Origin of the sequence: Pseudomonas sp. CG7 (genome assembly GCF_023701885.1) — a bacterium.
In the GTDB taxonomy this organism is placed as follows: domain Bacteria; phylum Pseudomonadota; class Gammaproteobacteria; order Pseudomonadales; family Pseudomonadaceae; genus Aquipseudomonas; species Aquipseudomonas zanjanensis.
Genome location: NZ_JABAEE010000037.1, coordinates 43,663 through 61,197, shown reverse-complemented (window position 1 = coordinate 61,197; position 17,535 = coordinate 43,663). Strand labels below are relative to the sequence as shown.

The window sequence follows — 17,535 nt, the reverse complement described above, 5'->3', positions numbered from 1 at the left end:
GCGGAGTGTCAGTCAACTGCGATGTGGCTGACCCTATGCCATCGCGAGCAAGCTCGCTCCCACAGGGGCATGGTTAACCGGCCGCTGCACCAACCCCCACCGTGGTCCGCTACCGTCCTTCCAGCCGACGCTTGAGCCCGCGGGATTCAATCAGTAGCTTCGAACCCTTGCTGGCATTCGCCCGGCCCCATTCTTCCAGCAACTCCAGGCACGAGTGATCGATGTAGCTCAGGTTATTGAGCGGCACGTGCACGGTCGCGCCCGTTGGGATGGTGCCCAGCACCTGGGTCAGCGCCGGCACCTTGAGGAAGGTGGCCGCACCCACCAGGCGCAGTTCCATCTCGCCTTCCTGAGGCAGGTCGATCAGGCTGATTTTTAGGCGCGACGCTTTCCAGGCCAGTTTCACCAGGGTCAGGCCGAAGCCGATCAGCACACCGGTCAGCAGGTCGGTGAAGATGATCGCCAGCGCCGTGGCGGCGTAGGTGAACATCGGCATCCGGCCATAACGGCCCAGGCTTCGAAACGCCTTGAGGTCCACCAGTTTGAAACCGGTGTAGACCAGCACGCCGGCCAGGCTCGCCACCGGAATGCTTTGCAGCACGCTGGACAGCAACAGCACGAACAGCAGCAACCACAGGCCGTGGAAAATCGTCGACATCCGCGTGGTGGCCCCGGCCTGGACGTTGGCCGAACTGCGCACGATCACACCAGTCATCGGCAGGGCGCCGAGCAGGCCGCAGAGCATGTTGCCGATCCCTTGCGCCGACAGTTCCCGGTCGAAGTCCGCACGTTCACCCCTGTGCATGCGATCCACGGCGGCCGCCGACAGCAGGGTTTCGGCTCTGGCGATGAAGGCCACCGCGAACGCGGCGATCAGCAGCGTTGGGTCGGCCAGGTTCAGCAGGTCCGCCGGGCGCAGCCAATCAATGGCTTCGGCCAGGTTCTCCGGAACCTCCACGCGCTTGACCTGCAAGGCCCGCAGCAGGCTGGCGACGGTCGCCAGGCCAACGCCCAGCAAGGCACCGGGAACGAAGCGCAGGCTGTGGGGGCGAAACTTTTCCCACAGCCACATCACCGCGATCGTCGACAGACCGAGCAGGCCGGCCTGCCAGCCGAAGGACGGCAAGGCCTGGGCCACTGCCGCCGGGAACGCCGCGAGGTTATCCAGCCCGGAGGGCTTGGGCGCCGCGTCCAGCATCACATGGACCTGGGACAACACGATCAGCACGCCGATACCCGCGAGCATCCCGTACACCACCGCAGGCGCAGTGACCCGGAACCAGCAACCCAGGCGAAAGCGCCCGGCCAACAGTTGCAGCAGGCCGGCCAGCAGCAGGATCGGCCCGAGCATCGCCACGCCATGCTGGCGCACCAGTTCGAAGACCAACACCGCCAACCCGGCGGCCGGGCCGCTGACTTGCAGCTTCGAGCCAGCCAGAAAACCCACGACCAGACCACCGATGATCCCGGTAATCAGGCCCTTGGCCGGCGGCAGGCCGGAGGCGATGGCAATGCCCATGCACAAGGGCAGCGCCACCAGGAACACAACCACCGAAGCCAATAGCTCCCGTGGCAGAACAGCTTTTAATTGAGCAGCACGCATGGCGACTCTCCCGAAGTTTCTTCAGGCATGGCGAGGCCCTACCGCGCAAATAGCGGTAAGGCTAGAACCACACAAGGATGATTAGGAGTGGTTAGAAGCGCGCTTTGGGCGTCGCCACCGGTATCGGATGGCTGCCATCGAGCGGCAGGAAACGTCCCTGGTCCGCGTCAAAGGCTTTGATCTCGCTGGTCTCGATGTTGTACACCCAGCCATGGATGAACAACTGACCGCTGGCCATGCGCGATGCGACCGAGGGATGCGTTCGCAGATGCTGCAACTGCGCGATCACGTTTTCTTCGGTGAGGATGGGCATGGTCTGTTTTTCGTCGCCGCACGGACAGTTGTCGTGGACCATGGTCTTGGCCACTTCGGCGTGGCGCAGCCAGGCTTTTACCGTGGGCATTTTTTCCAGGGTGTCCGGGTTCAGCACGGCACGCATGGCGCCGCAATCGGAATGGCCGCAAACAATGATGTGTTGCACACCGAGGGCCAGCACGGCGTATTCGATGGCGGTGGAGACGCCGCCATTCATCTGCCCGTAAGGCGGAACGACGTTGCCGACGTTACGGGTCACGAACAGGTCGCCGGGGGAGCTATGGGTGATCAGCTCGGGCACGATGCGCGAATCGGCACAGGTGATGAACATCGCACGGGGCGCCTGGGCGGTGGCGAGTTTCTTGAAGAGCTCTTCCTGTTGCGGAAAGATCTCGTGATGGAAATGCAAAAAGCCGTCAACAATATGCTGCAGCGCTGCATCGGCGGTTTCCGCCACGGGTTGGGCTGAAGCCGACGCAGCCAACGGCTGATTATCCTTGTCACTCATGATTCATCCTCTTTTGACGGTATGACGCCAGTGGCTAAAACATCCAGGTCGACATCTGCGACCCGTCAGTCACTCGCTGAACAAGGTAGCGGCCGAAACTTAACTCAAACTGAAAACGAAGGCTCTAGGACAATGATTCCAGGGGTGGCGAAACACTGGCGCAGCTCATGTCCAGTGGTCTTTCCAGGGTCAACTTTAATCAAATCAACGACATCTGTCGGCCCGGCGGACAGAAGGCATCGCAATCGAGAGTGTATCCGTCGCGTCGCTCCAGTCCCAGGCGCTTGAGCGCCTTGGCGAAGCGCTGGGCCAGCAGGTCGGCGAATGGGCCTTCGCCGCGCATCCGCGCACCGAAGCGGCTGTCATACAGTTCGCCACCACGGCTCTGGCGCACCAGGCTCAGTACATGGGCGGCGCGTTGCGGGTAGTGCGCCTGCAGCCACTCCTCGAACAGCGGCGCGACTTCCAGCGGCAGGCGCAGCATCACGTAGGCGGCATTCTGCGCACCGGCGGCGTGGGCTTCGGTCAGCAGGCTCTCGATCTCGCTGTCGTTGATCATCGGGATCATCGGTGCGCAGAGCACGCCCACGTTGATGCCTGCCTCACGCATGACCTTGATCGCCCGCCGCCGCGCCTTGGGCGCCGCCGCCCGGGGTTCGAGAATGCGCTTGAGTTCATCGTCCAGGGTGGTGAGGCTGATCATCACGTGCACCAGGCGTTGTTGCGCCAACTCGGTCAGTAGGTCCAGGTCGCGCAGGATCAGCGAGCCCTTGGTGACGATGGTCACCGGATGCCGATAACGCAGCAGTACCTCGAGGATCCGCCGGGTTATCCGTTGTTCCCGTTCGATCGGCTGATAGGGGTCGGTGTTGGAACCCAGTGCGATCGGCGCGCATTGATAGCCGCGCCGGGACAATTGCTCCTCCAGCACATCGGCGGCATTGGGCTTGGCGATCAGCTTCGTTTCGAAATCCAGCCCCGGCGACAGGTCCCAATAGGCATGGCTGGGCCGCGCATAGCAGTAGATGCAACCGTGTTCGCAGCCTCGGTACGGGTTGATCGAGCGGTCGAATGGGATATCGGACGAGGTGTTGCGGGTAATGATGGTCTTCGCCGTTTCGATGCGCACTTCGGTGCCCTGGGTCGGCGGGACTTCCTGGTACCAGCCGTCATCCTCGACCACCGAGCGATTCGGGGCGAAGCGGTTGTGCGGGTTGGTCGCGGTGCCGCGGCCGCGAGGTGGAAGGGAGGCAGGCATGGGGAATACTCCGAAAGCTGTATGTGCATACAGTATTCGCTGTGTTCGATTAGGGCCAGTGCCATTCGGCAGTCCAACTACCGGATCAGCGTTCACAAGGCTTTGACGTTCTCCTCACGGGCTTTTAACCGCAGCGAGCCGACACTGGGCCTCCTGTATTCCTTCGCTCTCGGTCGTCCGTGCATGCTCAAGCTCTGTTCCCGTGCGTTGTTGTGCCTGGCCTTGCTTGCCGGACTGGCCGAGGCGCCCGTCCAAGCGGCCGATCTCCCTGAGGCGAGGCCCGCTGAATGGGCGCAGCCGGTGGAAAAGGACTACAACCTCTACCAGATGTCACCGACCCTCTACCGCAGCTCCCTGCCAGACGGCGGCGCCGTGCCTCTGCTGACAAAGCTGCGGATCGGCACGGTCATCACCTTCCTGCCGGAGTCGGACAAGCGCTGGCTGTCCACCCCCGGCATCGAGCAGGTGCAGTTGCCCTACCGCACCAATCATGTCGATGACAGCGACATACTCAAGGCCTTGCGCGCCGTCCAGGCGGCCGAAACCAAGGGGCCGGTGCTGATGCACTGCAAGCACGGCTCGGACCGCACCGGGCTGGTGGCCGCCATGTACCGGGTGGTGGTGCAGGGCTGGAGCAAAGAGGACGCGTTGAATGAAATGACCGAAGGTGGCTTCGGCGACAGCTATCATTTCAAGGACGGCGTGCGCTACATGATGCAGGCCGATGTCGACAAACTGCGCGTGGCGTTGGCGAACGGCGATTGCAGCACCAGCGTCTTCGCCCTTTGCTCCCTGGAAAGCTGGGTCAATTCAACGACCCCGGCGCATCACCTCGACCCTCAAGCGCTGGCTCCCGCACGGTGAGCGGTTGCGTGCAAAAAAGCCTCGATGGACTCCGATAGAGGCCGTGAGTCGCCCCACTCGAATATCGTTTCACGCAACACCCTGCCGGTTTCCCTATCGAATAAGCCGTTGCGCTTGAATGGCTCGAACACGGTCCTGGCCAGGCTCCAGGACCAAAGGTAGGCATAAATTCCGGCATCGTAGCCCGTGACCAGGTAATCCAGGCCATTGGGCCAGCGTTCGTTCATGAACACCGGTAAGTGGCCTACTTTTGCACGCACTTGCTCGAATACTTGCTGGGCCGTACGACCGTCACCGTGGCTGTGGTGCAGTTCCATGTCGAATAACGCATCGCGTATCTGCCCGGCAATGCCCCAACTGGTTTGGGTCTGTAGATAAACCATCAACTGGTCGGCGACTTTGTCCGGCAACGGTGCTCCGGTCTGGTAGTGCTTCGATATCCGCACGAGGAATTCTTTGGAGGTGCACCACTGTTCGAACAACACGCCAGCGAATTCGGCCGCGTCCCGGCTGAGCGCGGTGATGCCCGAGACGTCGCGGTATTCAACCCGGCTCAACACATGGTGCAGACAGTGCCCTAACTCGTGGAAGAGCACTCGCAGTTGCCGATAATCCAGCAACAGAGGGGTGGTGCTGGAACCGCGCGGCAACCAGCCATGCAGCACCGCGACGGGATAACGCGGCCGGCCCTCGGCGGTGATGCGGCGGTTTCGCAGGGTAGTGGTACTGGGAAAGCCATTCTGATCCGGATATTCGAAGGGATCGAAATAAAAGTAGCCGAGGGTTTCGTCCCCCTCCCGGACTTCAAAAAGACGCACTTGCGGATGCCAGTTCGTCACGTCCTGGCGCTCGATGAAGTCCACGCCAAACAGATCCGTGGCGATCAGCAGCAGCTGGGTAAACGTCGGTTCCAGTGCGAACCAGGCGTTGACGTCCTGCTCCGAGATACCGGTTGTTTGCCAACGAAGCTTTTCTGCCAGGTACTGCACATTCCAGGGCGTTAATTCGTTGACCTGTTGCGTCTTGGCAAACGCCTGCAGTTGCTTCGTATCTTCGGCAAACACGGCTTGCTGTTGGTCGAGCTGCCCTTGCAGGAACGTCATGACGTCTTCTGGCGACTGCGCTTGCTCGGGCTCGACAGCCATCTGCGCGTAGCTTGAATAGCCCAGCAGTTTGGCCAGTGCATACCGATCCCTGAGCAATTGGCGCAGCATTTCGCCGTTGTCGTAGACCCCGGCTTGCGGCCCTTGATCCGATGCGCGGGTGCTATAGGCAACGTACATTTGCTTGCGCAAGGCAGGATCGTCGGCGTATCGGGTGACGATGCGAAACGACTCGTCGTTGAGAGTCAGCAGCCAGCCTGTGCCGCCCTTTTCACGGGCTTGCTCGGCCATGCGCCGCTTGAAGGATGGCGGCAGGCCACTCAACTGGGCTTCATCGTGGATTATTTTGCTCCACGCGTTGTTCGCTGCGTGCAAGTGCTCAAGGAACAAGGTCTGGGCGCCTTGGATTCGTAGCTTCAGGTCATTGAGCTTCTGCGGTGACGGCGATCCCATTCCGTGCTGGCGCAACCGCCGCAGGATTTTTGCCAGCGTTCTTTTACGCACGGGGGAGAAATGCGGGGCGATCTGGCTGTCCGCCAAGCGTTGGTAAAGCTGAAACAGTTCGGGATGTCGCATCAGCGATCCCTGGAAATCCTGCAGCCGTTGTTGGCAATCGTCCGAAACCTGCCCCCAGGCATCATCAGTCCTGGTCGACGCCATGAGTTCCAGTACAAAGCCGAAGCTTCTCAGGCGTGCGTGGATTTCATCCATCGCCAACACCAGGTCATCCCACGTAGGGAACGGTGTCTGGGTCTTGATGATCTCGGCGACTTTGGCACGGCTTTCGGCAATGATCTGGTCTAGCGCGGGAGCGAAGTGTTCGACGCGGATGTTTGAAAAGGGCGGCAGGACATAGGCCTGCAAGAGGGGATCATAAGGGCGATGCATGGAGGCTTCCTGTCAGTCTGGACGTGTCAGGCCAGTCTGATGAGGAATGCATGAGGCGCTGCGGTACATATGTATCGCTTCCGGGCCGGGCGGCCCGGAAGGCAATGCCAACGATGTCAGTCGGTTTTTTTCTTCAGCTTCGGGTTGGGAAAAAACTGCACGGCCTGGACTTTCGCATCCGGCGTCTTGAGCGCCGACGTATTGACCCGGGTGCCCAATTCCTTGGGCACCGACAGGCCTTGCTCGTTGAGCGTGTCGGAATAACCGCAGGCCACGCATTCGCGGTGCGGCACGCCGTCTTCGTTCCACATCATCAACTTGTCCGGCTCGCTGCAGGCCGGGCAGACCGCCCCGGCGATAAAGCGTCGCTTGGTAATCACAGGCCCCTCACTCATGCTGCCGCGTCCTCGGTCAGGCCGCTATGGCGCAAGAGTGCGTCAATCGACGGCTCGCGGCCACGGAAGTCGACGAACAGCACCATCGGTTCCTGGGAACCGCCACGGGCCAGGATCGCCTCGCGGAAGGCTCGGCCGGTGTCGGCGTTGAGCACGCCGTCTTCTTCGAATTTGGAGAAGGCATCGGCCGAGAGCACTTCCGCCCATTTGTAGCTGTAGTAACCCGCCGCGTAGCCGCCGGCGAAAATGTGCGCAAAGCTGTTGGGGAAGCGGTTGTAGGCCGGCGGACGCATGACGGAGACCTCGTCACGCACGCCTTCGAGCACTTGCAGCACGCTGCGGCCATCGCCGTGGGTGGCGTGCAGCTCGAAGTCGAACAGCGAGAACTCCAACTGACGGACCATCATCAGGCCGGACTGGAAGTTTTTCGCCGCGAGCATTTTTTCCAGCAGGTCCTGGGGCAGCGGCTCGCCGGTTTCGTAGTGACCGGAAATCAGCGCCAGGCCTTCGGGCTCCCAGCACCAGTTTTCCATGAACTGGCTCGGCAGCTCTACGGCATCCCCGGCCACGCCGTTGATGCCGGACACGCCGGCGTGTTCGACGCGGGTCAGCAGGTGGTGCAGGCCATGGCCGAACTCGTGGAACAGGGTGGTGACTTCATCGTGGGTCAGCAGCGCCGGCTTGCCGCTGTCGGCCGGGGTGAAGTTGCACACCAGGTTGGCGACCGGGCTTTGCAGGACGCCGTCGAAGGTGCGACGACGGTCGCGGGCACCGTCCATCCAGGCACCGCCACGCTTGTTGGCGCGGGCGTAGAGGTCGAAGAAGAAGCGGCCGACGTGCTGGCCGTTCTCCTTGATTTCGAACAGGCGCACGTCCGGGTGCCAGCTGTCGAAGCCTTTCAGTTCGGCGATCTCGATGCCATAGAGGCGCTGCACGATGGCGAACAGGCCGCTCAGTACCTTGTCGATCGGGAAGTAGGCGCGCAGGGCTTCCTGGGCCACGCTGTAGCGCTGCGGGCGCAGTTTTTCACCGTAGAAACCGCTGTCCCAGCTTTGCAGGTCGGGGCAGCCCTGTTCGGCGGCGTAGGCTTTCAGTTGTTCCAGGTCCTGGGCCGCGAACGGTTTGCTGCGCTTGGCCAGGTCACGCAGGAAACTGAGGACCTGATCGCTGGATTCGGCCATCTTGGTTGCCAGGCTCAACTCGGCGAAGTTGGCGAAACCGAGCAATTGGGCCAGTTCCTGGCGCAGGTCGAGGATCTGTTCCATCACCGGGCCGTTGTCGTTCTGGCCGGCATTCGGGCCTTGGTCCGAGGCACGGGTGCAGTAGGCCGCGTAGACTTCTTCGCGCAGGGCGCGGTCTTCGGCGTAGGTCATCACCGCGTAGTAGCTAGGAAACTCCAGGTTGATCAGCCAGCCGTCCAGCTCCTTGGCCTGGGCAGCGGCGGCCATTTGCGCCTTGGCCGAGTCGGTCAGGCCGGCGAGGGCGGCTTCGTCAGTGACGTGCTTGGTCCAGGCCTGGGTTGCGTCCAGCAGTTGATTGGAGAAGCGGCTGCCCAGCTCGGACAGTTTGCTCTGCACTTCGGCGTAGCGCTTCTGTTGCTCGGGCGGCAGGTCGATGCCCGACAGGCGGAAATCCCGCAGGGAATGTTCCAGGATGGTTTTCTGCGCGACGTCGAAACCGGCCGCCTCGGGGCTGTTCGCCAGGGCTTCGAAGGCCTGGAACAGCTCGCGGTTCTGGCCCAGCTCGGTGGAGTAGGCACTCAGCGCCGGCAGGCAGGCCTCGTAGGCCTCGCGCAGTTCCGGGCTGTTGCGCACGGCGTTCAAATGGCTGACCGGGCTCCAGGCCGCGCCGAGACGATCATTGAGCTCGTCCATCGCCAACACCAGGCCGGCCCAGGTAGGCTGTTGGACTTGGGTCTTGAGGATTTCGGCGATGGCCGCACGGTTGTCCGCCAGGATCTGCTCGATGGCCGGTTGTACGTGCTCGGCACGGATCGCCGAGAATGGCGGCAGGTCATAGGGCTGCAAAAGAGGGTTGTTCACGCTCACGGTCGACACCTTGGCTGGAAGAAACATCGGCCCATCTTAATTACAATCGACGTTCACCGCAGCTAGCAGCGCCTATCACCGGATAAGAGAGAGCCTATCGTGACCCTTCGCACGTACCAGAACCACAGCCCGAAGCTTGCCCGTGGGGCTTTTGTCGACAGCACCGCGGTGGTGATCGGCGACGTCGAAATCGGCGAAGACAGCTCCGTCTGGCCGCTGACGGTCATTCGCGGCGACATGCACCGCATCCGTATCGGTGCGCGTACCAGCGTCCAGGATGGTTGCGTGCTGCACATCCCCCATGCAGGGCCCTTCAATCCGGATGGCTTCCCGTTGCTGATCGGCGACGACGTGACCATCGCCCACAAGGTCATGCTCCATGGCTGCTCGGTGGGCAGCCGGATCCTGATCGGCATGGGCAGTATCGTCATGGACGGCGCGGTGGTCGAAGACGATGTGATCATCGGCGCCGGCAGCCTCGTACCGCCGGGCAAGCGCCTGGAAAGCGGCTTTTTGTACGTGGGCAGCCCGGTGAAGCAGGCCCGGCCACTGACGGACAAGGAGCGCGCGTTCTTCACCTACAGCGCGGCGAACTACGTGAAGCTCAAGGACCTGCATCTGGCCGAAGGCTACGACCAACCGTGAAGCGCCCCCCGAAGTGTTGAATGACCCATTGTGGCGAGGGCGCTTGCTCCCGCTGGGCCGGTCCGACGCTTCGGGCGCAGCAGACCCATTTTTGTGAGCGCTTCGCGCTCAAGCGGGAGCAAGCTCCCTCGCCACGTGATGCCACTGCCAGGACCTGCCATGCACTACCAGACCGTACTCTTCGACCTCGACGGCACCCTCACCGACCCCCGTGAAGGCATCACCCGTTCGATCCAGTTCGCCTTGGCCAAGCTGGGCATCGACGAACCCGACCTGACCCGCCTCGAACATTTCATCGGCCCGCCGTTGTTGCAGGCCTTCATGCAGTTCTATGACTTCGACGAAGCGAAGGCCTGGGAGGCGGTGAATTTCTATCGTGAACGCTTCAAGGTCACCGGCCTTTATGAGAACCGGGTCTTCGACGGCGTGATGCCGCTGCTGGAAACCTTGGGCGGCCAAGGGCGCCATCTGTACATCGCCACTTCCAAGCCCTGGGTGTTCGCCCGGGAAATCGCCCGCCATTTCGACTTCGCCCGGCACTTCAAGGTGATCTACGGCAGCGAACTGGACGGCACCCGCACTGACAAAGTCGAACTGATCGCCCACCTGCTGGCCGAAGAAAGCCTCGACCCCGCCAGCACCCTGATGATCGGCGACCGCAAGCACGACCTGATCGGCGCCCACAGCAATGGCCTGGATGCGGCGGCGGTGGGGTATGGGTTCGGCAGCCACGAAGAACTCAACACCGAACGCCCGGCGTATCACTTCCAGACGGTGGACGAGTTGCACCAGGCGTTTTTGCGGCGTTGACGGGATCGCCATCGCGAGCAAGCTCGCTCCCACATTGTTCCGAGACGTCCACAAAACGGGTGCCCACCGCCAAACCCCTGTGGGAGCGAGCTTGCTCGCGATGGCGGCAGCACAAACACCCCTGTTTCAAGTCACAACCCTCACCACAGGGATTAGCCATATCCTGGTATATGAAAGGGACAATTCAGGCCCTGAACTGGCTCGGCGCCACGCCGCTCCAGCGCACGAAGGCATGGCGGAAGCTGGCGGTTTCGCTGAAGCCCAGTTGTTCGGCGATTCGATGGATCGGCAATTGCTCCTCGCAGAGCATCTGCTTGGCTCGTTCGAAGCGCAGTTCGTCCAGCAGTTCCTGATAGCTGCAGCCCAGGTCCTTGAGGTGCCGGCGCAAGGTGCGCGCCGAGCAGTTCATCTGTTCGGCCAAGCCTTCCAGGCCGGGGGCTGCGTTCAGTTGGGCGTCGAGCAACTGGCGGATCCTTCCTAGCCAGGCCTGGCGTCCGGTGAATTCGGTGTTCTGCCGGCGGCAGCGTTCGGCCATGGCGTGATGGGTGATGGGGTCGGCCAGGGGCAAGGGGTGTTCGAGCCAGTGGCGGTCGAAGGCAAACGCGTTATCGACGCTGTCGAAGCGCACCGGGCAATCGAAGGGTGCGGTGTAGCGCGCCTGGTAATCGGGCGCCGGATGTTCGAAGCGCGCAGCGTGCAAGGGCAAGACATGGCCGAGGAGGTCATTGCAGATCACCTTCAGCGAAACCATGCAGAACTCGGCATTGAACACCGCCAGGGCCGGGTTCTCCCGATAGTCGCTGGCGCTGAACCAGATGTGCTCGCCGTCGTCGTCCAGGTTCAGCTCGAAGAGTGTTCCCAATAGCGCCGGATAGCGCAGCGCCAGGCGCAAGGCGTCACCTAAGGTGGCACTGGTGAGCAGGGCATAACCGAGCATGCCGTAGGACGAAACGTGCATGCGCAGGCCCAGCTCCAGGCCGATGTCGCGCTTGAGGGCCACGGCGTTGGCGCAGACCTGCATCTCTTGGTTGGTGGTGATGCGCGTATCGGCCCGGCTCAGGTCCGCGGCGCTGATGCCACTGCCGGCCAACAAGGCATCACTGGGCAGCCCCTCGTTTTTGAAGGTGCTCAGTACCAACGAGACGGCGTTAAGGGTGGTGAGGTGGGAATGCAGCATGTCCGTTTCCAGCCTGGGGTAGGCTGGAGACGGAGCAAGTTATATGCCGGGTACTTTGGCATGACGTCGCTTTTGTGGCGAGGGAGCTTGCTCCCGCTGGGCCGCGAAGCGGCCCCCAAAATCTTGCGGCCGCTGCGCGACCGAGCGGGAGCAAGCTCCCTCGCCACAAAAGCCCCTCACCACAAGTTGATGCAGGTTCGGATCAGCTCAGCTCGCCGCACAGGTCCAGCTCCACCAGCCGCCGAACCTCTTCCACCGGCAGGCCCGCGCCAATCAGCGCCTGCAACTTGCCGAACGCGGCCTCGCGGGTCATGCCGCCACCGGACAGCACGCCGACACCGCGCAAGCGACTGCCGGCTTCGTACACGTCCAGCTCAACGCCACCTTCATGGCATTGGGTCACCGCCACCACCACCACGCCGCTGTCCCGCGCCCGCTCGAGGCTGGCGAGGAAGGCCGGGTTGTCGCTCGGCCCGGTGCCGCTGCCGTAGCACTCCAGCACCAGGCCCTGGATGCCGCTGCCCAATAGACCATCGAGCACCTGGGCGCTGATGCCGGGAAACAGCGGCAGCGCCGCGATGTTCGCCAATTGCTTGGGCTGGTTGTAATTCAACTGCGCCGGCAGGGCCGGTGCCGGGGTGCCGCCGCCCTGGCGTTCCAGGCGCTTGAAGGGGTGGCGACCGAAGCTGCGCACTTTCGCGCAACGGGTCGGCGCCAGCAGCTCACCGTGGAAGTACAGGTGCACGCCCGGCGCCAGGCCCTGGCCGAGGGCGACCAGGGCACCGCTGAGGTTTTCCCAGGCGTCGCTGTCGGTCACGCCGGCGGGCAGCATCGAGCCGGTGAAGCAGACCCGCGCATGCAGGCCCAGCAGTTGGAAGCTCATCGCCGCCGCGCTATAGGCCAGGGTGTCGGTGCCATGCAGGATCAACACGCTGTCGCAGCCCTGCACATCCACGGCGTCGACCACCGCTTCGCGCAGTTGCTGCCAATAGGTCGGGGTCATGTTGGCGCTGTCGATCAGCGGCGACATCTCCCGGAAGCGCCATTGCGGTATGACGAGTTCGGGCTGGCTGTGCAGGTAATCGCGCATCCGTGCTTCGAAACCGGATGCCGGGGCCAGGCCGTGGGCGCTGGCCTGCATGCCGATGGTGCCGCCGGTGTAGAGCACCATGACGTGCTGGGCGGCAGGGTAGGTCAAGGAATTCATGGTTGTTCTCCGAGGACGAAAACGGCGGCTTGGGTCAGCCGCCACAACATAAGGCCGAGCATGACGCCGACCTTACGCTGTGTCACGCCGGGCGCAGGGGATGCGCCCGGTTTTCTACGATAGTCTGCGGCTCAGCGTTGCGCTGCGGCCACGCCGGCAGTCGCGGCGTCAGGTTTGGCAACCGGTGCCGACGGGGTGGCTGGCCATGCGTTGCGGTCCAGGTCCAGGGCCGGGAACTTGCTGGAGTCGAACACAGGGACCTTGATGCCGGCCGCACGCTGGTCATCGTAGTCACGCAGGATGCGCATGCCGACCTTGAACAGCAGGAACAGCGCGATCAGGTTCACGAACGCCAGCAGGGTCATGGTGATGTCGGCGAACGCGAACACGGTGCCGAGGTTTTCGATGGCACCCCAGAAAATCAGGACCAGGACCAAGGCGCGGTAGCCCATCAGGACCTTGCGATTGTCACCGATCATGAAGCGCAGGTTGTTCTCGCCCAGGTAGTAGTTGTAGAGGATCGAGGTGAACACGAACAACGACAGGGCCACGGAGATGAATATCCGGCCCCAGTCACCCACGACCGCCGCCAGGGAGTTCTGGGTCAGGGCAATGCCGTCGCCTTCGAAACCTGGGGTGTAGAAGCCCGACAGCAGGATCAGCAGCGCGGTGCAGGTGCAGATCACGAAGGTGTCCAGGAACACGCTGAACGCCTGGACCACGCCCTGGGCGACCGGGTGCTCGACCGATGCGACGGCGGCAACGTTAGGCGCACTGCCCAGGCCGGCTTCGTTGGCGAACACGCCACGCTTGACGCCCATGACGATGGCGCTGCCGATCAGGCCGCCGAAGGCCTGGTCCAGACCGAAGGCGCTTCTGACGATGGTCGCCAGCATGTCCGGTACGTGTTCGAACTGCAGCACGATCACGTAGAGGGTCACGCCGATGTACGCCAGGGTCTTGACCGGAACCAGCAGGTCGGCAACCTTGGCGATACGCTTGATCCCGCCGATGAACACCAGGCCCAGCAGCACCGCCAGGCCCAGGCCCGTGTAGGTGGTGTCAAAGCCGAAGGCGTTGTTCAGGGAGTGGGTGACCGCGTGGGCTTGCAGGCCGTTGAAGGCGAAGCCGAAGGTCACCAACAGCAGGAATGCCATGATCATGCCCAGCCAGCGTTTCTGCAGGCCGTGCTGGATGTAATAGGACGGGCCGCCACGGTACTGGCCTTCGGAGTCGCAGCGCTTGTAGAGCTGGCCGAGGGAGCATTCGAAGAAGCTGCTGGACATGCCGACCAGCGCGGTCACCCACATCCAGAACACCGCACCAGGACCACCGAGGGTCACGGCGATGCCGACACCGGCGATGTTGCCCGCGCCGACACGGCCGGCCAGGCTGAGCATCAGGGCCTGGAAGGAACTGAGCTGGTCAGTGCTGCTTTTCAGGCTGTCACGGAACACCGTGAACATGTGGAAGAAGTGACGGAACTGGACGAAACGCGAGCGGATCGTGAAGTAGCCACCGAGCCCGACAATGAGCACGATCAGCACTTTCCCTGATAGGAAGTCGCTGATGACTTCGAGCATGAGTATTCCTCGCTGTTTTTTGTTTAAGCAAATGCTGGCCATTTGGAAACATCGCGTTACATCGGTCGGCGCGCGGCCTGACAGGTGAGGCGGAGTTTCGTCCCGGTCCATTTTCGCGGGTTTGTTATTAGTTCGGTTTTCGCATGTTTAAAGGTCTCGTTGCGGACGACCGTCATGCGAAGAGGGGCGGCACTATACCTATCAGTGCGGTGCCCGTCTGCACAGTTGTGGTGCGTCCGACGAAGCGGACCCTTTGAAACACCTGGCCTTCCGGTCAGGTTCTTGTGGGGACGAGCCTGCTCGCGTTGGCTGGCGACGCGGTTTACAACGGGCAGCGCGTCGTCGTTTATCGCGAGCAGGTTCCTTCCCACAGATTCAGTCATCCTTGGCGGCTATCAATTAAAAAAAGGGCTTGGGGAAGATCCCCAAGCCCTCAAAAGGTGAGAGGTGTCTAGTCCCTCGACCTGGTGAGCGGTGGCCGTGTCGATCACGCTTTGAGCGGGACCAGACGCGGAGCAATCATGTTTTCCGGGCGCAGGATGTCGTCGAGCATGGCGTCGTCGAGCAAGCCTTCTTCGCGCACCAGTTCCAGTACGCCGCGGCCACTTTCCAGGGCGATGCGGGCGATACGGGTGGCGTTTTCATAGCCGATGTACGGGTTCAGGGCGGTGACCAGGCCGATGGAGTGCTCGACCAGTTCGCGGCAGCGCGCTTCGTTGGCGGTGATGCCGACGATGCAGTGCTCGCGCAGCATGTCCATGGCCCGTTGCAGCAGGCGGATCGAGTCGAAGATCTTGAAGGCGATCAGCGGTTCCATCACGTTCAGTTGCAGTTGGCCGCCTTCGGCCGCGATGGTCAGGGCCAGGTCGTTGCCGATGAGCTGGAACGCCACCTGGTTGACCGCTTCCGGGATCACCGGGTTGACCTTGCCGGGCATGATCGAGCTGCCTGGCTGGCGGGCCGGCAGGTTGAGTTCGTTGATGCCGGTGCGTGGGCCGCTGGACAGCAGGCGCAGGTCGTTGCAGATCTTCGCCAGCTTGACCGCGGTGCGCTTGAGCATGCCGGAGAACAGCACGAAGGCGCCCATGTCGGAGGTGGCTTCGATCAGGTCGGCGGCCGGGACCAGCGGCTGGCCGCTGATGGTTGCCAGGCGCTGTACGGCCAAGGCCTGGTAGCGCGGGGCGGCGTTGATGCCGGTGCCGATGGCGGTGCCGCCCAGGTTCACTTCGGTGAGCAGTTCAGGCGCCAGGGTTTTGAGGCGCGCCAGGTCTTCGCTCAGGGTGGTGGCGAAGGCGCGGAATTCCTGGCCGAGGGTCATCGGCACGGCGTCCTGCAGCTGTGTGCGGCCCATTTTCAGGACGTGGCTGAATTCTTCACCCTTGGCCGCGAACGCCTGGATCAGGCTGTCGAGGCTGGCCAGCAACGCGTCGTGACCCAGCAGCAGACCCAGGCGGATCGCGGTCGGGTAGGCGTCGTTGGTGGACTGCGCCATGTTCACGTCGTTGTTGGGGTGCAGGTACTGGTACTCGCCTTTCTGGTGGCCCATGGCCTCCAGCGCGATGTTGGCGATGACTTCGTTGGCATTCATGTTGGTCGACGTGCCGGCGCCGCCCTGGATCATGTCCACCACGAATTCTTCGTGGAAATCGCCGCGGATCAAACGTGCACAGGCTTCACTGATGGCAGCGTGCTTGGCTTCGCTGAGCTGGCCGAGTTCGCGGTTGGCGTCAGCGGCGGCCTGTTTGACCATTGCCAGACCGACCACCAGCTTCGGGTAATGCGAGATCGGGACGCCGGAGAGACGGAAGTTGTTTACCGCTCGTAGGGTCTGGATGCCGTAATACGCTTGCGCCGGTACTTCGAGTACGCCAAGCAGGTCTTTTTCTGTGCGGAATGATGCAGCGGAGGACATGACGGAAATCATCTCGATAAGGACCCGGTCTGTGCCGGAACGCTGTGGATCCTAGGCTCTGGGGAAAAATAGGGCCAATGCTGTTAAACACTGGCCTATGCATATTCGGCATAATGCCGGTGTGACGCCGACGATGCGGCGAACGTGTGACCTGTTTTGGTGCGTGTAGGGAGGCGTGATGAATCTTGAAAGCAACTGGCTTGAGGACTTCAGTGCCCTGGCCGCTACTCGCAGTTTTTCCCAGGCGGCCGAGCGGCGTTTCGTGACGCAGCCGGCGTTCAGTCGACGAATCCGCAGCCTCGAGGCGGCGCTGGGGCTGACCCTGGTCAACCGTTCACGTACGCCCGGCGAGCTGACGGCGGCGGGGCAGTTGTTCCTGGTGACGGCGCGTACGGTGGTGGAGCAGCTGGGCGAAGTGCTGCGCCATTTGCATCACTTGGAAGGCGGGCAGGGCGAAGTCATCCAGGTGGCCGCCGCCCATTCCCTGGCGCTGGGCTTCTTCCCGCGCTGGATCGCGCAACTGCGCAACGAAGGGATGAACATCGCCACGCGCCTGGTGGCGACCAACGTCGGCGATGCGGTCCACGCCTTGCGGGAGGGCGGCTGCGATTTGATGCTGGCCTTCTACGACCCGGATTCGGCCATGCAGATGGACCCGGAAATCTTCCCGTCGCTGCAGTTGGGCCAGACCGAAATGCTCCCGGTGTGCGCCGCCGATGCCAACGGCAACCCGCTGTTTGACCTTGAAGGCGAGGCCAGCGTGCCGTTGCTGGCCTACAGCGCCGGGGCGTTCCTCGGGCGTTCGGTCAACCAGTTGCTGCGCCAGCGGGCGCTGCGCTTCACCACGATCTACGAGACAGCCATGGCCGACAGCCTGAAAAGCATGGCCCTGGAAGGCCTGGGCATCGCCTGGGTACCGCACCTGAGCGTACGTGCCGAACTGGCCCGGGGCGAACTGGTGATTTGCGGCGGCACGCAATGGCACGTGCCCCTGGAGATCCGCCTGTACCGCTGCGCCCTGGTGCGCAAGGCCAATGTGCGGTTGTTGTGGCGCAAGCTTGAAGGCGGTGTGGCGCAGGGTGCTGTCGGCTCTTGAAAAAACTGAAAACCCTGTGGGAGCGAGCCTGCTCGCGAAGGCGGTGTGTCAGTCTCCATATTCTGAACTGGTACACCGCTTTCGCGAGCAGGCTCGCTCCCACAAGGGATTCACGGTGATAGT

At 62.6% G+C, this 17,535-nt stretch carries 14 protein-coding genes; 4 read left to right on the top strand and 10 right to left on the bottom strand.

Annotation, left to right across the window (positions count from 1 at the left end; all coding sequences use genetic code 11):
• Positions 1-109: 109 nt before the first annotated feature.
• From HGO40_RS16550 to HGO40_RS16540, 3 genes are all read right to left on the bottom strand, one after another.
• Entirely contained in the window at positions 110-1,603 is a 1,494-nt protein-coding gene (locus HGO40_RS16550; RefSeq protein ID WP_250963886.1) for a SulP family inorganic anion transporter, read from the bottom strand.
• 91 nt (positions 1,604-1,694) lie between these two features.
• Complete coding sequence (locus HGO40_RS16545; protein WP_250963885.1) at positions 1,695-2,426, bottom strand: carbonic anhydrase; 732 nt, start codon at positions 2,424-2,426, stop codon at positions 1,695-1,697.
• 199 nt (positions 2,427-2,625) lie between these two features.
• Entirely contained in the window at positions 2,626-3,684 is a 1,059-nt protein-coding gene (locus HGO40_RS16540) for a PA0069 family radical SAM protein (RefSeq protein ID WP_250963884.1), read from the bottom strand.
• A gap of 183 nt (positions 3,685-3,867) precedes the next feature.
• Here HGO40_RS16540 and HGO40_RS16535 point away from each other — a divergent pair, with 183 nt between their 5' ends.
• A complete protein-coding gene (locus tag HGO40_RS16535; RefSeq protein ID WP_250963883.1) occupies positions 3,868-4,548 on the top strand; it encodes a phosphatase domain-containing protein in 681 nt (226 codons plus the stop codon).
• On the opposite strand, the gene HGO40_RS16530 is transcribed toward HGO40_RS16535, so the two are convergent.
• The 3 genes from HGO40_RS16530 to prlC form a co-directional block, all read right to left on the bottom strand.
• A complete protein-coding gene (locus HGO40_RS16530) occupies positions 4,524-6,539 on the bottom strand; it encodes a M3 family metallopeptidase (RefSeq protein ID WP_250963882.1) in 2,016 nt (671 codons plus the stop codon). The genes HGO40_RS16535 and HGO40_RS16530 overlap by 25 nt on opposite strands.
• Before the next feature lie 116 nt (positions 6,540-6,655).
• A complete protein-coding gene (locus tag HGO40_RS16525) occupies positions 6,656-6,934 on the bottom strand; it encodes a YheV family putative zinc ribbon protein (RefSeq protein WP_039593397.1) in 279 nt (92 codons plus the stop codon).
• Positions 6,931-9,009, bottom strand: coding sequence for an oligopeptidase A (prlC, locus tag HGO40_RS16520; RefSeq protein WP_250963881.1), 2,079 nt, complete (start codon positions 9,007-9,009; stop codon positions 6,931-6,933). The genes HGO40_RS16525 and prlC overlap by 4 nt, the downstream gene beginning before the upstream one ends.
• A gap of 72 nt (positions 9,010-9,081) precedes the next feature.
• Between prlC and HGO40_RS16515 the strand changes: the two genes are divergently transcribed.
• Both HGO40_RS16515 and HGO40_RS16510 read left to right on the top strand, forming a co-directional pair.
• Positions 9,082-9,627, top strand: a complete 546-nt coding sequence (locus HGO40_RS16515; RefSeq protein ID WP_250963880.1) for a gamma carbonic anhydrase family protein — start codon at positions 9,082-9,084, stop codon at positions 9,625-9,627.
• A 159-nt stretch (positions 9,628-9,786) separates the two neighbouring features.
• Positions 9,787-10,437, top strand: coding sequence for an HAD family hydrolase (locus HGO40_RS16510; RefSeq protein WP_250963879.1), 651 nt, complete (start codon positions 9,787-9,789; stop codon positions 10,435-10,437).
• Positions 10,438-10,621: 184 nt separating this feature from the next.
• Here HGO40_RS16510 and HGO40_RS16505 read toward each other — a convergent pair whose 3' ends face one another.
• The 4 genes from HGO40_RS16505 to HGO40_RS16490 all read right to left on the bottom strand — a co-directional run bounded on the left by HGO40_RS16505 (position 10,622) and on the right by HGO40_RS16490 (position 16,316).
• Positions 10,622-11,614, bottom strand: coding sequence for an AraC family transcriptional regulator (locus tag HGO40_RS16505; RefSeq protein ID WP_250963878.1), 993 nt, complete (start codon positions 11,612-11,614; stop codon positions 10,622-10,624).
• Between the two features lie 202 nt (positions 11,615-11,816).
• Positions 11,817-12,821, bottom strand: a complete 1,005-nt coding sequence (locus HGO40_RS16500) for an asparaginase (protein WP_250963877.1) — start codon at positions 12,819-12,821, stop codon at positions 11,817-11,819.
• A 131-nt stretch (positions 12,822-12,952) separates the two neighbouring features.
• Positions 12,953-14,404 (bottom strand): alanine/glycine:cation symporter family protein, encoded by a 1,452-nt coding sequence (locus tag HGO40_RS16495; RefSeq protein ID WP_250963876.1) that lies wholly within the window; start codon positions 14,402-14,404, stop codon positions 12,953-12,955.
• Between the two features lie 487 nt (positions 14,405-14,891).
• Positions 14,892-16,316, bottom strand: coding sequence for an aspartate ammonia-lyase (locus tag HGO40_RS16490; RefSeq protein ID WP_250963875.1), 1,425 nt, complete (start codon positions 16,314-16,316; stop codon positions 14,892-14,894).
• A 178-nt stretch (positions 16,317-16,494) separates the two neighbouring features.
• On the opposite strand from HGO40_RS16490, the gene HGO40_RS16485 reads away from it, so the two are divergent.
• Positions 16,495-17,412, top strand: a complete 918-nt coding sequence (locus HGO40_RS16485) for a LysR substrate-binding domain-containing protein (protein ID WP_250963874.1) — start codon at positions 16,495-16,497, stop codon at positions 17,410-17,412.
• The last annotated feature ends 123 nt before the right edge of the window (positions 17,413-17,535 follow it).

What these genes read in the sequence shown, in the direction of transcription:
- HGO40_RS16550 (WP_250963886.1), bottom strand. Translation starts at nt 1,603, where the DNA reads ATGCGTGCTGCTCAATTAAAAGCTGTTCTGCCACGGGAGCTATTGGCT.
- HGO40_RS16545 (WP_250963885.1), bottom strand. Translation starts at nt 2,426, where the DNA reads ATGAGTGACAAGGATAATCAGCCGTTGGCTGCGTCGGCTTCAGCCCAA.
- HGO40_RS16540 (WP_250963884.1), bottom strand. Translation starts at nt 3,684, where the DNA reads ATGCCTGCCTCCCTTCCACCTCGCGGCCGCGGCACCGCGACCAACCCG.
- HGO40_RS16535 (WP_250963883.1), top strand. Translation starts at nt 3,868, where the DNA reads ATGCTCAAGCTCTGTTCCCGTGCGTTGTTGTGCCTGGCCTTGCTTGCC.
- HGO40_RS16530 (WP_250963882.1), bottom strand. Translation starts at nt 6,539, where the DNA reads ATGCATCGCCCTTATGATCCCCTCTTGCAGGCCTATGTCCTGCCGCCC.
- HGO40_RS16525 (WP_039593397.1), bottom strand. Translation starts at nt 6,934, where the DNA reads ATGAGTGAGGGGCCTGTGATTACCAAGCGACGCTTTATCGCCGGGGCG.
- prlC (WP_250963881.1), bottom strand. Translation starts at nt 9,009, where the DNA reads ATGTTTCTTCCAGCCAAGGTGTCGACCGTGAGCGTGAACAACCCTCTT.
- HGO40_RS16510 (WP_250963879.1), top strand. Translation starts at nt 9,787, where the DNA reads ATGCACTACCAGACCGTACTCTTCGACCTCGACGGCACCCTCACCGAC.
- HGO40_RS16505 (WP_250963878.1), bottom strand. Translation starts at nt 11,614, where the DNA reads ATGCTGCATTCCCACCTCACCACCCTTAACGCCGTCTCGTTGGTACTG.
- HGO40_RS16500 (WP_250963877.1), bottom strand. Translation starts at nt 12,821, where the DNA reads ATGAATTCCTTGACCTACCCTGCCGCCCAGCACGTCATGGTGCTCTAC.
- HGO40_RS16495 (WP_250963876.1), bottom strand. Translation starts at nt 14,404, where the DNA reads ATGCTCGAAGTCATCAGCGACTTCCTATCAGGGAAAGTGCTGATCGTG.
- HGO40_RS16490 (WP_250963875.1), bottom strand. Translation starts at nt 16,316, where the DNA reads ATGTCCTCCGCTGCATCATTCCGCACAGAAAAAGACCTGCTTGGCGTA.
- HGO40_RS16485 (WP_250963874.1), top strand. Translation starts at nt 16,495, where the DNA reads ATGAATCTTGAAAGCAACTGGCTTGAGGACTTCAGTGCCCTGGCCGCT.